The organism is Streptomyces sp. ICC1, assembly GCF_003287935.1.
GTDB classification, from domain to species: Bacteria; Actinomycetota; Actinomycetes; order Streptomycetales; family Streptomycetaceae; genus Streptomyces; species Streptomyces tritrimontium.
This window is the reverse complement of the sequence record NZ_CP030287.1, coordinates 6,569,433-6,584,175: the sequence shown is the minus strand read 5'-3', so window position 1 is coordinate 6,584,175 and position 14,743 is coordinate 6,569,433. Positions and strand designations below refer to the sequence as shown.

The window sequence follows — 14,743 nt, the reverse complement described above, 5'->3', positions numbered from 1 at the left end:
CGCGGTCACAGCCCTGGCCTCCGGTGGCGAGTCCGTACGCCGCCGCGGCCACGGCCAGGTCCTCCCAGGCCGTGCCCACGCTCTTGAACAGGCGCGGGTGCGACGGGTCGAGGGCCACCCGCCCGGTGACCAGCTCGGCCAGATCGCCCGCGATGCAGGCGGCGGCCGCCCCGCTCACCCGGCGGGCGGCGTCGAGCGCGCGTAGCGGTCCGCCAGCCGGCGCAGGTGCCCGACCAGCTCCGCGGGCCCGGTGACCTCGAAGTCGAAGTCGAGCAGCCCCAGGTGCACGGCGAGGGCCTCCACCGAGTCGGCGCCGGTGACCAGCACGCAGCTCCCGGCGTCGAGCGCCTCGACCGTGCCGACCGCCGGGTTGATCCGCTCGATCACCGCCGCCGCCGGGGCGTGCACGGTCACCCGCGCGTGATGGCGCCAGGCCGCCCCCGACACCCGCTGGGAGACGTACGCCGCGAGGTCGCCGCCCGGCGGCTCGCGCGGGGCGAAGCGCGGCCCGGCCGGGAGGCGGGGCCGGATCCGGTCGATCCGGAAGGTCCGCCAGTCCTCGCGCTCCACGTCCCACGCCACCAGGTACCAGCGCCGCCCCCAGTTCACCGCCCGGTACGGCTCCACGAGGCGGCGGGTGGGCGAACCCGCGTGGTCCAGGTAGTCGAAGCGCAGCCGCTCCCGGTCCCGGCACGCCGAGACCAGGGTGGTCAGCACGTCCGCCGCGACGGCCGGCACCGGCCGGTCCGCCGGCACGGCCACCGTGTACGCGGCCAGCGCCCGCACCCGGCGGCGCAACCGCGAGGGCAGCACCTGCTCCAGCTTGCCCAGCGCCCGCAGCGAGGTCTCCTCCGTACCGGGGACCGCGCCCTGCGCCGCGGTGCGCAGCGCGATCGTCACCGCGACGGCCTCCTCGTCGTCGAGGAGCAGCGGCGGCATCGCCGCGCCCGCGCCCAGCCGGTAGCCGCCGGTCGTACCGCGCGTGGCGTCCACGGGATAGCCGAGCTCGCGCAGCCGCTCGATGTCGTTGCGGACCGTACGGCCGCTCACCCCCAGCCGTTCGGCCAGCTCGGATCCCGGCCAGGCCCGCGGGCTCTGCAACAGAGAGAGCAGGCGCAGCAGCCGCGCCGAAGTATCGATCACAAGCCCCAGCCTGCCCACTCATTAGGAACGATTCATGCCTATATCGAGAATATCGTCGTACCCATGAAGAACAGCAGCGGCACCCCCACCGACGCCCGTATCCGCCCCTTCCGCATCGACGTCCCGCAGGCCGAGCTCGACGACCTGCGCGACCGCCTCGCGCGCACCCGCTGGGCCACCGGGAGCCCCGCCGCCGGCTGGAGCCGGGGCGTGCCCACCGACTACCTCAAGGCCCTGGCCGCGTACTGGGCCGACGGCTTCGACTGGCGCGCGGCCGAGGCCGAGTTCAACGAGTTCCCCCAGTTCACCACCGAGATCGACGGCCAGAACATCCACTTCCTGCACGTCCGCTCGGACAACCCGGATGCCCTGCCCCTGCTCCTGATGCACGACTGGCCCTGCTCGTTCGTCCAGTTCGTCGATGTCATCAAGCCGCTCGCCGAGGACTTCCACGTCATCGTGACCTCCACCCCCGGCACCGGCTTCTCCGGCCCGCTCTCCGGCGAGGGCTGGAACACCGGCCGCATCGCGGGCGCGTTCGTCGAGCTGATGGAGCGGCTCGGGTACGGCGCGTACGGAGTCCAGGGGACCGGCGGCGGCGCCTGGATCGCCGCCGAGATGGGCCGCCGGGCCCCCGACCGGGTCACCGGCGTCCACGTGAACGGCCTGATCACCTTCCCCTCCGGAGACCCCGCCGAACTCGACGGCCTGACCTCCGGCGAGCAGGAGCGCCTGGCCCGCCTGGAGGAATTCCAGCAGGACAAGATGGGCTTCGCCGCCATCCAGTCCACCCGCCCGCAGACCCTCGCCCACGGCCTGCACGACTCGCCCGTGGGCCAACTCGCCTGGATCGCGGAGAAGTTCAAGGAGTGGACCGACCCCGCCGCCGAGCTCCCCGAGGACGCCGTGGGCCGAGACCGGTTGCTGGCCAACATCAGCGTCTACTGGTTCACCGGCACGGCCGGCTCCTCGGCGGACCTCTACTACGAAGCGGCCCACGACCCGGGCGCCTGGGCCCCGAAACCGCGCGGCACCGTACCGACCGGCGTGGCCGTGGCCCTGCCCACCGACATCGCCATCCGCCGCTTCGCCGAACGCGACCACCACGTCACCCACTGGACCGAGCTGGAACGCGGCGGCAACTTCCTCTCCCTGGAACAGCCGGAAGCCTTCGTGTCGGACGTCCGCACCTTCTTCGCCTGACCTGCCACCTTCCCCGCCCGGCCCCCGTCTCTTAGGATCATGGTCAGACGTACGTACGAGGGGGTGGGGCACAGTGATCGAGCTCGGAGTGTTCTTCGGCGCGATGGGCCTGGCGGCGTTGTGGATGATCAGGACCCTGCTCCGGCGCGGCAACCGCAGCACCGAAACGGCGGACGGCCTGCGCATCGAGCAGGCCGGCAGGGAACTGGCGAGCGCGGCCCGGGTCTCCTACAGCTCGACCGCCGTCCACGGCTCCCTCACCCAGTCCCACACGTACAGGCCGTAGCCCACCCGGAGACGGAGACGGAGCCGCCGCCCGGGGCGGAGCACCGGCGCTACGTGCTCACCGAGGTCTGCGCGGCCTCCGCCGCCGGCCCGGAGGCATCCCGCGGCCCCGCCCGCTGCGGCCGGGGAGCGGGAATGAACGCGGCGACGGCCCCCGACACCAGGGCGAAGCCGCCGCCCATCAGCAGGCCGGTCCGGAAGCCCGCCTCGGAGGTGAAGGTGACGCCGCCGACCGTGGTCGTCATCCGAGCCAGGACGACACCGACGACCGCGGCGCCGACGGAGGTCCCCAGCGAGCGCATGAGGGCGTTGAAACCGTTGGCGGCGCCGCTCTCCGCGGGCGGCACCGCGCTCATCACCAGGGCGGGCATCGCACCGTAGGCCAGCGCGACACCACAGTTGATGACCATGGCGGCGACCATCAGGCCCGCGGCCGTCCCCGCCAGCAGCAGCGCCGTGCCGTAGCCCGCGGCCAGCACGAGCGCCCCGCAGACCAGGGTGACCTTCGGGCCGCGCGCGTTGGTGAGGCGGCCCCCGAGGGGGGAAACCGCCATCATCATCAGCCCGCCGGGGAGCATCCACAGCCCGGCCGCCAGCATCGACTGGCCCAGCCCGTACCCGGTCGCCGCCGGGAACTGCAGCAACTGCGGCACGACCAGCATGCTCGCGTACATGCCGAACCCGATGAACACCGAAGCGAGGTTGGTCAGCAGCACGCGCGGGCGGACCGTGGTGCGCAGGTCCACCAGCGGATCGGTGGTCCGCCACTCGAACCATCCCCAGGCGCCCAGGACCACGACCGCGGCGCCGACCAGACCGAGGGCGGTCGCCGAACCCCACCCCCAGTCGGAGCCCTTGGACACGAAGAGCAGCAGGCACACCAGGCCCACCGCGAGGCCCAGCGCGCCGACCGCGTCGAAGCGCTGGCCCTTGGCGCCGGCGGGGACGTCCGGAACGAAGACCACGATCATGACGGCGACGGCCGACGCCAGCACCGCGGCCCCCCAGAACAGGAAGCGCCAGTTCGCGTACTGCGCGACGGCCGCCGAGAGCGGCAGGCCGATCCCGCCGCCGATGCCCATCGAAGCGCTCACCAGGCCGATGGAGGAACTGAGCTTCTCGGCGGGGAGGATGTCCCGGAGCAGGGCGATGCCCAGCGGGATCATGCCCATGCCGATCCCCTGCAGGCCGCGCCCGGCGATCATCGGTACGACGCTGCTCGACAGCGCGCACACCACCGATCCCGCGATCAGCGGTACGCAACACGCGAGCATCATGCGGCGCTTGCCGACCATGTCGCCCAGCCGCCCGCTGATCGGCACGCACACACCCGCGACCAGCAGGGTGGCGGTGATGACCCAGGCGGCGTTGGACGGGGAGGTGTGGAGGATCTTCGGCAGGTCGACCAGCAGCGGAGTGACCAGCGTCTGCATGACGGCCGCGGCGACCCCCGCGAGCGCGAGCGTCGCGATCACCTTGCCGGTGCGGGGAGCGGCCCTGGGCGGCTGGGGCATGGAGGTCCTAGAGGCTCGGCGCACAACGATCAGTCGTCTACCGGTAGTCAACTACCAGTAGCCAACTATCAGTTCGCGGCGCGGGGCATGTCAACCAGATCCGATCGTCGACTATCAGTTGCTATGGTCGGCAGCGTGCCGAACGACGCCCCCAAACCCCTGCGCGCCGACGCCGTCCGCAACGTCGAGAAGATCGTCCGGGCGGCGCGCGACGTATACGCCCAGGTGGGACCCGATGCGCCGCTCGACGAGATCGCCCGGCGGGCCGGCGTCGGCATCGCGACGCTCTTCCGCCGCTTCCCCGACAAGGCCGCCCTCCTTCGAGCCGTACTCGACCAGCAGTTCACCCAGGACGTCCGCCCCGCCATCGACCGGGGCCTCGCCGACGAGGATCCCCGCCGCAGCCTGACCGTCGTGATCGAGGCCGCCCTGACATCGGCGGCCGCCGAGCACCACGTCCTGACGGCGGCCCGCAACGCCGGCGTCTTCTCCGCGGAGACCAGCGCCCGCTTCTTCGACGCGCTCGACCCGCTGGTGACGCGCGGCCAGCAGGCCGGGGTGATCCGCGGGGACCTCGTGCCCGACGATCTCAAAAGAATCATGAGCATGCTCGTCAGCGTGCTGTGGACCATGGACCCGGCCGAGGACGGCTGGCGGCGCTACGTGACCCTGCTCCTGGACGGCCTCAACCCCCCGGCGGCCACCCCCCCTGCCCTCCAGCAGGCCCCGCTGGGCTGACCGCCCGGGAACGGCCGCCCGGGAACACGGGTGGGGCGGCGGGTCCCAGGACCCGCCGCCCCACCGTGCCGCCCGCTGCCGGTCAGCCGTCGTGCTTGAGGCCCAGCACCTCGGTGGCCGCGAAGGTCTCGCCCGCGGGGCGGGACTCGTAGTGCGCGGTGAGGAGCCCGTCGAGCTCCTCGTAGGAGAAGGACTCCTTGGCGGTGTCGAACTTCGCCGCCACCTTGGGGCGCTCCATCACGACCACGATGCCGCCGTGGACGACGAACAGCTGCCCGTTGGCCTTCGCCGAGGCCGGGGAGGCCAGGTAGCCGACCAGCGGGGCGACGTGCTCGGGGGCGAGCGCGTCGAGCTTGCCCTCCTCCGGGACCTGGAAGCCCGCGAAGACGTCCTCCGTCATCCGGGTACGGGCCCGCGGGCAGATGGCGTTGGCCGTGACCCCGTACTTGCCGAGCGCCAGGGCGGTCGAGGTGGTCAGGCCCACGATGCCGCCCTTGGCCGCCGCGTAGTTGGGCTGGCCCGCCGAACCGCCGAGGAAGGCCTCCGAGGAGGTGTTGACGATCCGGCCGTAGACCGGGCCGCCCGCCGCCTTGGAGCGCTCGCGCCAGTGCACGGAGGCGAAATGGGTGGTGTTGAAGTGGCCCTTGAGGTGGACCCGGATGACCGAGTCCCACTCCGCCTCCGACATCGAGAAGACCATCCGGTCGCGCAGGATGCCCGCGTTGTTGACCAGGATGTCGAGCTTGCCGAAGCTGTTCACCGCCAGCTCGACCAGCTCGCGCGCCTGCTCGAAGTCGGCCACGTCGCCGAGGTGCGCCACCGCCTGCCCGCCGGCCGCGCGGATCTCCGCGGCGACCTCCTCCGCCGGGGCGGCCGAAGCCTCCCCGGAGCCGTCGCGGCCGGCCTGGCCGAAGTCGTTGACGACCACGCTCGCACCGAGCCGGGCGAGCTCGATCGCCTCGGCCCGGCCCAGGCCCCGGCCGGCCCCGGTGACGATGGCGGAGAGTCCCTCAAGTGGCAGTGACATCCGTACGGTTCCTCTCGAAACGGGTCAGAGTTCGATGCAGGTGCGCAGGGCGACGCCCGTGCGCATCTGGTCGAGCGCGTCGTTGATCTCGGCGAGCTGCACGCGGTGCGTGATCAGGCCCGCCAGGTCCACCCGGCCGGCCCGCCACAGCCCGATCGTGCGCTCGTAGGAGCGGAGCACGTCCCCGCCGCCGTACATGGACGGCAGGATCTTCTTCTCGTCGAAGAAGAGGGAGAACATGTTGATCGAGTAGTTGTCGTCGAGCGCGCCGGCGCCGACCACGACGACGGAGCCGCCGCGGCGGGTCATCTCGTACGCGGTCTGCGTGGTCTGGGACTTGCCGACCACCTCGAAGACGTAGTCGAAGCCCTCGCCCGCGGTGATCCGGTTCTTGGCGTCGGCGAAGGCCTCCGGGGAGACCGCCTCGGTGGCGCCGAAGCGCAGCGCGGCCTCGCGCCGGGAGGCGACCGGGTCCACGGCGATGATCTGGGCCGCGCCCTGGACCTTGGCGCCCTGGATGACGGAGATGCCGACGCCGCCGCAGCCGATGACGGCGACCGAGGAGCCGGCCTCCACCTTGGCGGTGTTGATGGCGGCTCCCAGGCCGGTGGTCACGCCGCAGCCGATCAGGGCGGCGATGTCGAAGGGCACGTCGTCGGGGATCGGTACGGCGCAGCCCGCCGGGACGACCATCTCCTCGGCGAAGGTGCCGGTTCCGGCGAAGCCGAAGATGCTGTTGGCGCCGCGCTGGAAGTTGGGGGTGGCGACGTTGCCGAAGGCCTCCAGGCACAGGTGGCCCTGGCCGCGCCGGCAGGAGGGACAGTGGCCGCACGGCGGCAGCCAGCAGACCAGGACCCGGTCACCGATCTTGTGGCTGGTGACGCCGTCGCCGACGTCGGTGATGACGCCGGAGCCCTCGTGGCCCGGGATGAAGGGGGCGGGCTGCGGCAGGACCCCGCTCATCGCGGAGAGGTCGGAGTGGCACAGGCCGGTGGCCTTGATGCGGATCTTGACCTTGCCGGGGCCGAATCCCACGGCCTCCATGTCCTCGACGACCTCGAGCTTGTCCTGGCCTATCTCGCTCTGGAGTGCTGCGCGCACGGTGCGGCTCCTTCTGTCTGCCTGGCTGTCTGACGGATTAGGCGTGTTCGACGACGGTGTCGGCGAGGACCGGGGCGTCGTCGCGGTCGGCGGCGGTCACCGTGACGAGGACGCGGCCGGGCTCCTGCCACATCCGGATGCGCAGGGTCTCGCCGGGGAAGACGATCCCGGCGAAGCGCGTGCGGTAGGCGCGGACGCGGGAGACGTCCCCGTCGAGGAGGGTGTCGACCACGGTCTTCAGGGTCATCCCGTACGAGCACAGGCCGTGCAGGATCGGCTGGTCGAAGCCGGCCAGCTTGGCGAACTCCGGGTCGGCGTGCAGCGGGTTCCAGTCACCGGAGAGGCGGTACAGCAGCGCCTGCTCCTCGCGGATCTTCCGCTCCTCGGTCCGGTCGGGCGCCCGCTCGGGCTGCTCGGTCTTCACGGAGGGGCCGCGGTCGCCGCCGAAGCCGCCTTCACCGCGTACGAAGATCTGCGCGTCGGAGGTCCACAGCGGCCCGTCGGCGTCCGCGACCTCGGTGCGCAGGACGACCACGGCCGCCTTGCCCTTGTCGTAGACGGCGGCGACCTTCGCGGAGGAGGTGGCCTCGCCCTTGACGGGGATGGGCCGGTGCAGCTCGATGGACTGTCCGCCGTGCAGGACCATGGCGAGGTTGACCTCGATGCCGGGGGCCGCGAGGCCGCCCATCATGGCCATGCCGGCGCCGGCGACCGTCGCGAAGCTGGGCAGCACGTGGAGCTTGGACTCCAGGGTGTAGCGCAGCTCGTCGGGGTCGGTGGCTGCCCCGGGGTTGTTCGGGGAGGTCCCTGCGCCGAGTCCGAGGTGGTAGAGCTGGATGTCCTTGTGGTCCCAGGCGATGTTCCCCTGGCGGGGTTCTGCGGCGAGGGCCTTGGCGGCATCGATCGGCATGGGCGTGCTGCTCCCTGTCTTGGAAACACCGTCTTCGGAACACCGTCTTCTGAAAACTGGGGCCTTTGGAAGACCTCGGCGCGGCCGTCCGCACCGTCGGCCGCACCGAGGTCGTATGCGGGACCGGCTGCCCGGGACGCGTTCGTCTAGAACGCGTTCTAGGTTGCCGGTGAAGGAATGTATAACGCACCCCCCAGCAGTTGGGAAGACTCCCGGGAAGACTCCTGACGAACTGTCAGTTCTTCTTCTTGCGGTGCGTGTTGCCCGGAGACCGGACACCCCGCCCCTACTCTTGGCGGGTGGACGAGATGCCCGTTTCCCAGCGCCCTGTCCGATCCCTGCGGGTGCTCCTGGACCCGCCGAACCCCTCCCTGGCCCTCCTCCTGGGCCTCCAGCCGGACATCGAGGTGGTCGCTTCGGCGATGGCCCGCCCGGCGGTGGCGCTCACCGAGTCGGTGGAGCGCGTACCCGAGCTCCTCGCGGACGATCCGGAATGCCGGATCCTGGTCCTGACGGGCTCGGCGCACCCCGGACTGGCGCGGGCGGTGGCCGCGGCGGGCGGGGCGGGCCTGGTCCTGCGCGACGGCCCGGTCGAGGACCTCGCGGAGTCCGTGCGCCGCGCCTCCCGCGGGGAGTCGGTGACGGACCCGGCGCTGGACGCCCCCTGAGCCCTTCAGGTCACCTCAGGCCACCTCGGGGCCCCTCAGCGCACACGTACGCCCGCCCCGCCGGTCCGGACGGATCGGCGGGGCGGGCGCGCGAGCGAGCGGGGGGTGCTCAGGGGCTGGGCTTGGTCCAGTCGTCGACGGTCCGCGAGGGGTCCAGCGCGACCGGGAGCCGCTCCAGCCCGCGGAAGGCCGGGAACGGCCCCTTGAGCCACTCCTCCTCGCCCGTCGCCGGCGTCGCCAGGACCATGTCGGGGAAGCGGTCGAGCAGGGCCGTCAGGGCGGTCTCCAGCTCCATGCGGGCCAGCGGGGCGCCGAGGCAGTAGTGCGCCCCGTGGCCGAACCCGAGGTGGGTGCTCTGCAGCCCCTTCCGCGTCACGTCCAGGGTGTCCGGCGAGGGGAACTTCTCCGGGTCGCGGTTGGCCGAGGTGATCGCGATCTGCACGAGGGCGCCCCGGGGGATGGCCACTCCCCCGATCTCCAGGTCCTCCAGCGCGTAGCGGAACGTGGAGGTCTCCACGGAGCCCTCGAACCGGACGAGCTCCTCGATCGCCTGCGGCAGCAGCGACCGGTCCTCCTTGACGAGCGCCAGCTGGTCGGGGTGCGAGAGCAGGGCGAAGACCGCGTTGCCGATCTGGTAGGTGGTGGTCTTGTGCCCGGCGAAGAGCAGGACCCACATCATCGACACGAGCTCGTCGTCGGTCAGGGCGCCCTCGGCGTGCTGCGTCTCGATCAGCACGCTGAGGAAGTCGTCCGAGGGCTCCGCGCGCTTGCGGGTGACGAGGCCGCCGAAATAGCCGCGCAGCCAGTGCTCGGCGGCGGCCAGGTCGTCGGCCATGTCCTTGCTGAACCGGGAGCGCGTCACCTGGCCGAACCACTTCAGGACGTCCGTGCGCTCGTCGCCGACGATGCCCAGCAGCTCGCAGATGACCATGACGGGCAGCGGCAGCGCGAAGGAAGTCATCAGGTCGACGGGGGTGTCCGTCGGGCACTTCGCCAGCAGCTCGCCGGCGATCTCCTCGATGCGCGGGCGCAGCAGTTTGACGTGGCGCGGGGTGAAGGCCTCGTGGGCGATGTGCCGCAGCCGGGTGTGCCGAGGGGGGTCGGCGAAGAGCAGGTTGTCGTCGAGGGCGTCGCAGGTGTTCCCGAAGACCGCGTGGTAGATGTCGAGGCCCTGGTGCATGTCCTTGCCGATGCGCGGATCGGAGAGGGCGAGCCGGGCGTCGTCGTACCGGGTGATCAGGTACGTCGGGACGCCGTGCCGGGTCGTCAGCTCGCAGACGGGGGCCTGCTCGCGCAGCGACCGGTAGACCGGATGGGGGCACGTACGGTACTCCGGCGTGCCCGTGGACACGGCCGCGACGGCTTCGTCGACGGGGAGGCCGTCACTCACGGCCACTGCGGGTTCGGTCGTCACGTGTTCAGACCTCTCATGGGGCTCGAACTTCCAGCGAGCTCCTCCCGTGGGGCACCGGCCCGGTAACTCCGATGACCCTCCGATTACCCCGTTCGGGCCCGAAAGTACGCCCGCCTGAGCGGATCGGCCGGGTCCCGGGCCCGTCCCGCGGGGACCCGCGCGAGGCTCCCCTACGGTGCCTCCATGCCGGAAACCACGCCGCCTGACGACGGCAGCCGCGCCAGGATCGACGTCCACCACCACTTCTGTGCCCCGCAGTGGCTGGAGTGGGCCGAACGGCAGGGGCTGGTGAACCCGAAGGCGCTGCCGCCGTGGGCGCGCTGGGACGCCGCGTCCGCGCTGGACGTGATGGACCGGGCGGGGATCGCCACCGCCGTCCTCAAGCCGATGCTGCCGGCGCGCTACGAGACCTCCGCGCAGCTGCGGGAGGCCACCACCGTGACCCTGCGGGCGGCGACCGAGGTGGTGAGCGCGCACCCGGGCCGGTTCGCGTTCCACGTGCCGCTCTTCCTGGACGACCCCGAGGTCGCGTCCTGGGCGCTGCGCCACGGCCTGGACGAGCTCGGCGCGGTCGGGGTGAACGTGACGGCGAACTACGGCGGGGTCTACCTGGGCGATCCCTCGTACGATCCGCTCTTCGCGGAACTGGACGAGCGCTCGGCGGTGGTGGACACCCACCCGCACAACCTCCCGGGGGGCGCGCCGGGCGGTCCGGGCGGTGCGGGCGGTCCGGGCGGCGCGGGCGGTCCGGGCGGCGCCGCGAACGTCCCGGGCATCCCGAACTTCCTGTGCGACTTCCTGCTGGACACGACGCGGGCCGCCGTGAACATGATCCACAAGCGGACGCTCGACCGCTTCCCGAACCTGTCGGTGATCCTGCCGCACGCGGGCGGCTTCCTGCCGCACATCGCGACGCGGGTGGAGGCCTTCGCGGGGGCGTTCAGCCCGCCGGTCGATCCGGCGATGGTCCGGGACCACATGCGGCGCTTCCACTACGACACGGCGGGGCCCATGTCCCCGGCGGGCACGCTCCTCGCGACGGTCCCGCCGTCCCAGCTCCTCTTCGGCAGCGACTGGCCGGCGTGCCCGTCGGCGATGGTCACGGACATCGCCCTCCCGGCCCTGGCCGCGGACCCGGCCCTCACCCCGGCCCACCACCGCGCGATCAGCCGCGACAACGCGCTCCGTCTGATGCCAGGCCTGTCGGCCCCCTCGGCCGAAGCCGCCCCGGCACAACCCAGCCCCGCCAGGGGGCACCTCCCAGCGGTAGCTGGGGGAGTTTGAGGCGACCCTTCAGCCCCGCACCCGCGGGACCGGGCCGGGCCGGGTCGGGCCGGGCCCGGTCGGGAGTTCACCAGCCGGCCGGGCTACTTGCGGAGGAGGGTGACCACCGCCGCGCCGCCCAGGCCGATGTTGTGCGCCAGGCCGACCCGGGCTCCGGACACCTGCCGGGCCCCCGCCAGGCCCCGCAGCTGCCACACCAGCTCCGCCGCCTGCGCGAGCCCCGTCGCCCCCAGCGGGTGGCCCTTCGAGATCAGGCCCCCCGACGGGTTCACCACCCACCGCCCGCCGTACGTCGTCGCGCCCGACTCCACCAGCGGCCCCGAGCCACCCGCCTCGCACATCCCCAGCGCCTCGTACGTCAGCAGCTCGTTGATCGAGAAGCAGTCGTGCAGCTCGATCACGTCCACGTCCTCGATCCCGAGCCCGGACGCCTCGAAGACCTGCCGCCCCGCCGCCGCCGTCATCGGCTTGCCGACCACGTCGATGCACGAGCCCGACGCGAAGGAGGCCTCGGTGTCCGTCGTCATCGCCTGCGCGGCGATCTCCACCGCGCGGTCCCCCAGCCCGTGCCGCTCCACGAACCGCTCCGAGACCACGACCGCCGCCGCCGCCCCGTCCGAAGTCGGCGAGCACTGGAGCTTGGTCAGCGGCTCGTGGATCGTCTTCGCCGCGAGGATCTCCTCGACCGTGTAGACGTCCTGGAACTGCGCGTTCGGGTTGTTCGCGGAGTGCCGGTGGTTCTTCGCCCCGACCGCCGCCAGCTGCGCGGCCGTGGTCCCGTACAGCTTCATGTGCTCCCGGGCCGCGTTCCCGAAGATCTGCGCGGTCGGCGGCGACATCTCGAAGCCGTGCCCGGCCGCCATGATCCCGTAGTGCCGGGCGACCGGCGAGGTCTTGAAGTCCCCACCGTCCGCCCCGCCGCCCAGCGCGCCCTTCTTCATCTTCTCGAAGCCGAGCGCGAGCACGCAGTCGTTGATGCCGCCCTCGACGAACTGCCGCGCCATCATCAGCGCCGTCGAGCCGGTCGCGCAGTTGTTGTTGACGTTGTAGACGGGCACCCCGCTCAGCCCGATCTCGTACGCCGCCCGCTGGCCGGCCGTGGAGGCCTGGAAGCAGTAGCCCACCGGCACCTGCTCGACGAGGCCGTAGTCGATGCCCGCGTCCGCGAGCGCCGCCGTCCCGGCTTCCTTCGCCATGTCCCAGTACTGCCAGTCCCGCGACTCCGGCTTCTCGAACTTCGTCATGCCGACGCCCACGATGTACGACTTCATCACTGCTGCCCTTCAGTCCCTGGGAAGGCCGAGGATGCGCTCGGCCACGACGTTCAGCTGGACCTGCGTGGTGCCTCCGGCGATGGTCAGGCAGCGGGACATGAGCATCCCGTGCACCGCCCGCTTGCCCGCCCCCTCGCTCACCGCGCCCGCCGGGCCCAGCAGTTCGAGCGCGAGCTCGGCGGTCCGCTGCTGGTGCGGGGTCTGCACGAGCTTGCGCACGGACGCGCCCGCGCCCGGCTCCAGCCCGGAGACCTGCTGGAGGGTGGTGCGCAGCCCGATGCAGGCCAGGGCGTGCGCCTCGGCGGCCAGCGCCCCGATCCGCACGCGGTACGCGCCTTCGAGTTCGGCGGAGCCCGCGAGCAGCGCCTCCAGGCCGGTGTCGAAGGTCATCTGGTCGGCCATGTGGACGCGTTCGTTGCCGAGGGTGTTGCGGGCGACCTTCCAGCCGCCGTCCGGCGCCCCGACGAGCGCGTCCGCCGGGAGCCGGACGTCATCGAAGTAGACCTCGTTGAAGAGGGCCTCGCCGGTGATCTCCTTGAGCGGGCGGATGTCGATCCCGGGGGTCTTCATGTCCACGATGAAGTAGCCGAGGCCCTTGTGCTTGGGGGCGTCCGGGTCGGTCCGGGCCAGCAGGATGCCGTAGTCGGCGCTCTGCGCGGAACTCGTCCACACCTTCTGCCCGTTGACGATCCAGCCGCCGTCCGCAGGTCCGTCCCCGTCCGCGGTCCGCTCCGCCTTGGTGCGCAGCGAGGCGAGGTCGGAGCCGGCGCCCGGCTCGGAGAAGAGCTGGCACCAGGTGACGTCCCCGCGCAGCGTGGGCAGCAGGTGGCGCTCCTGCTGCTCGGGGGTCCCGTAGGCCAGCAGCGAGGGGACGACCCAGGTGGCGATGCCGAGGTCGGCGACCTTGACCCCGGCGGCCTTGAGCTCCTGCTGCACGACGAGCTGTTCGACGGGCCCGGCCCCGAGCCCGTAGGGGGCCGGGAGGTACGGGGCGGCGTACCCGGTGGGCGCCAGGACCCGGCGGGCGGTGGCGGGGTCGAGGCCGCGCGCGTCCTCGATGGCGGTACGGGCCTTCGCGCGGTGCTTCTCGGCCTGCGCGGGCAGTTCGAGGCGCAGCTCGCGCCGGGCCCCGGCGGCGGCGAGCCGTACGGCGCGGACCCGGTGGCCGTCGCCGGAGCCGAGGAGCTGGCGGGCGACGAGGGCCCGGCGCAGGTAGATGTGGGCGTCGTGCTCCCAGGTGAAGCCGATGCCGCCGAGCACCTGGATGCAGTCCTTGGCGCAGGAGTAGGCGGCGTCGAGTGCGGTCCCGGCGGCGAGGGCGGAGACCAGCGAGCGGACCTCGGCGGGCTCCTCGGTCGCCTGGGCGGCGTCCCAGACCAGGGCCCGGGCCTGCTCCACGCGCACGAGCATGTCGGCGCACAGGTGCTTGATGCCCTGGAACTGTCCGATGGGCCGGCCGAACTGCTCGCGCACCTTGGCGTACTCGGCCGCGGTGTGCAGGGCCCAGGCGGCGGTGCCGCAGGCGTCGGCGGCGAAGAGCACGCAGGCGAGGTCGCGGACGAGCGCGGCGTCGAGTTCGAGGAGCCGGTCGGGCCCGGCGGTGACCCCGCGGGCGCGGACGCCGGCGGTGGGTCTGGTCGGGTCGGCGCTCTCGTGGGTGCGGACGTCCAGCGCCGCGGCGTCCACGGCGAACCAGCGGGTGCCGTGCGCGGTCTCGGCGGCGAGCAGGACGAGGTCGGCCTCGCCCGCGCCGAGCACCGGCGGGGCGCTCCCGTCGAGCAGGTAGCCGCCCTCGACGGCGACGGCGGTCAGGTCCCCGGGTCCGAGCGCGACGGCGCCGACCCGCCCGCCGAGCGGCTCGGCGCCGGCCCGGTCCAGGAGTACGGAGGCCAGCGCGCTCGGCAGGTACGCCCCGGGCAGCGCGCCCCGGGCGGCTTCCTCCACGGCGACGGTGAGGTCGAGCAGGGTCCCGCCGTCCAGGTGCGGCTCCAGCAGCCCGGAGGAGGCGAGCGCGTCCCAGTAGGCGGGGCGCGCGCCGGTCTGCGGCGGGGTGTCGAGGAGTTTGCGCACTTCCTCGGGCGGCACGGCCCGAGCGACCCAGCCGCGTACGGCCGCGGCCAACTCCCGCTGTTCCTGTGTGATTCCGATGCCCATGCGCGGCAGAGTAGAACACGTTCCATTC

13 protein-coding genes are annotated in these 14,743 nt (G+C 72.7%); 5 read left to right on the top strand and 8 right to left on the bottom strand.

Annotation, left to right across the window (positions count from 1 at the left end):
• Window positions 1-174 precede the first annotated feature (174 nt).
• Window positions 175-1,143 (bottom strand): YafY family protein, encoded by a 969-nt coding sequence (locus DRB96_RS30895; RefSeq protein WP_112451427.1) that lies wholly within the window; start codon window positions 1,141-1,143, stop codon window positions 175-177.
• A gap of 63 nt (window positions 1,144-1,206) precedes the next feature.
• On the opposite strand from DRB96_RS30895, the gene DRB96_RS30890 reads away from it, so the two are divergent.
• Both DRB96_RS30890 and DRB96_RS30885 read left to right on the top strand, forming a co-directional pair.
• Window positions 1,207-2,346, top strand: a complete 1,140-nt coding sequence (locus DRB96_RS30890; RefSeq protein WP_112451426.1) for an epoxide hydrolase family protein — start codon at window positions 1,207-1,209, stop codon at window positions 2,344-2,346.
• 73 nt (window positions 2,347-2,419) lie between these two features.
• Window positions 2,420-2,632, top strand: coding sequence for a hypothetical protein (locus DRB96_RS30885; protein WP_112451425.1), 213 nt, complete (start codon window positions 2,420-2,422; stop codon window positions 2,630-2,632).
• Window positions 2,633-2,681: 49 nt separating this feature from the next.
• Here DRB96_RS30885 and DRB96_RS30880 read toward each other — a convergent pair whose 3' ends face one another.
• Complete coding sequence (locus tag DRB96_RS30880) at window positions 2,682-4,145, bottom strand: MFS transporter (RefSeq protein WP_112451424.1); 1,464 nt, start codon at window positions 4,143-4,145, stop codon at window positions 2,682-2,684.
• Window positions 4,146-4,280: 135 nt separating this feature from the next.
• Here DRB96_RS30880 and DRB96_RS30875 point away from each other — a divergent pair, with 135 nt between their 5' ends.
• Window positions 4,281-4,883, top strand: a complete 603-nt coding sequence (locus tag DRB96_RS30875) for a TetR/AcrR family transcriptional regulator (RefSeq protein ID WP_204357852.1) — start codon at window positions 4,281-4,283, stop codon at window positions 4,881-4,883.
• 82 nt (window positions 4,884-4,965) lie between these two features.
• On the opposite strand, the gene DRB96_RS30870 is transcribed toward DRB96_RS30875, so the two are convergent.
• Genes DRB96_RS30870 through DRB96_RS30860 form a run of 3 tightly spaced genes read right to left on the bottom strand, consistent with a single transcriptional unit; the run spans window position 4,966 to window position 7,921 of the window.
• On the bottom strand, window positions 4,966-5,910 hold the full coding sequence (locus DRB96_RS30870) for a 3-oxoacyl-ACP reductase (RefSeq protein WP_112451423.1): 945 nt from the start codon (window positions 5,908-5,910) through the stop codon (window positions 4,966-4,968).
• A 24-nt stretch (window positions 5,911-5,934) separates the two neighbouring features.
• Window positions 5,935-7,011 carry a Zn-dependent alcohol dehydrogenase gene (locus DRB96_RS30865; protein WP_112451422.1) on the bottom strand — a complete coding sequence of 359 codons (1,077 nt, stop codon included), beginning with the start codon at window positions 7,009-7,011 and terminating at the stop codon, window positions 5,935-5,937.
• A 37-nt stretch (window positions 7,012-7,048) separates the two neighbouring features.
• A complete protein-coding gene (locus tag DRB96_RS30860; RefSeq protein ID WP_112451421.1) occupies window positions 7,049-7,921 on the bottom strand; it encodes a MaoC/PaaZ C-terminal domain-containing protein in 873 nt (290 codons plus the stop codon).
• 308 nt (window positions 7,922-8,229) lie between these two features.
• Between DRB96_RS30860 and DRB96_RS30855 the strand changes: the two genes are divergently transcribed.
• Window positions 8,230-8,589: a DNA-binding response regulator gene (locus DRB96_RS30855; RefSeq protein WP_275432089.1), complete on the top strand. Its 360-nt coding sequence runs from the start codon at window positions 8,230-8,232 to the stop codon at window positions 8,587-8,589.
• 109 nt (window positions 8,590-8,698) lie between these two features.
• Here the strand turns inward: DRB96_RS30855 and DRB96_RS30850 are convergent, their stop codons facing one another.
• Window positions 8,699-10,003, bottom strand: coding sequence for a cytochrome P450 (locus DRB96_RS30850; protein WP_239516391.1), 1,305 nt, complete (start codon window positions 10,001-10,003; stop codon window positions 8,699-8,701).
• A gap of 183 nt (window positions 10,004-10,186) precedes the next feature.
• On the opposite strand from DRB96_RS30850, the gene DRB96_RS30845 reads away from it, so the two are divergent.
• Window positions 10,187-11,287, top strand: coding sequence for an amidohydrolase family protein (locus DRB96_RS30845; protein ID WP_112451419.1), 1,101 nt, complete (start codon window positions 10,187-10,189; stop codon window positions 11,285-11,287).
• Window positions 11,288-11,370: 83 nt separating this feature from the next.
• Here DRB96_RS30845 and DRB96_RS30840 read toward each other — a convergent pair whose 3' ends face one another.
• The gene (locus DRB96_RS30840) at window positions 11,371-12,558 is read right to left on the bottom strand and encodes a lipid-transfer protein (RefSeq protein ID WP_112451418.1); all 1,188 of its coding nucleotides are present in this window, start codon (window positions 12,556-12,558) and stop codon (window positions 11,371-11,373) included.
• Between the two features lie 12 nt (window positions 12,559-12,570).
• Window positions 12,571-14,715: an acyl-CoA dehydrogenase family protein gene (locus DRB96_RS30835; RefSeq protein WP_112451417.1), complete on the bottom strand. Its 2,145-nt coding sequence runs from the start codon at window positions 14,713-14,715 to the stop codon at window positions 12,571-12,573.
• Between the last annotated feature and the right edge of the window lie 28 nt (window positions 14,716-14,743).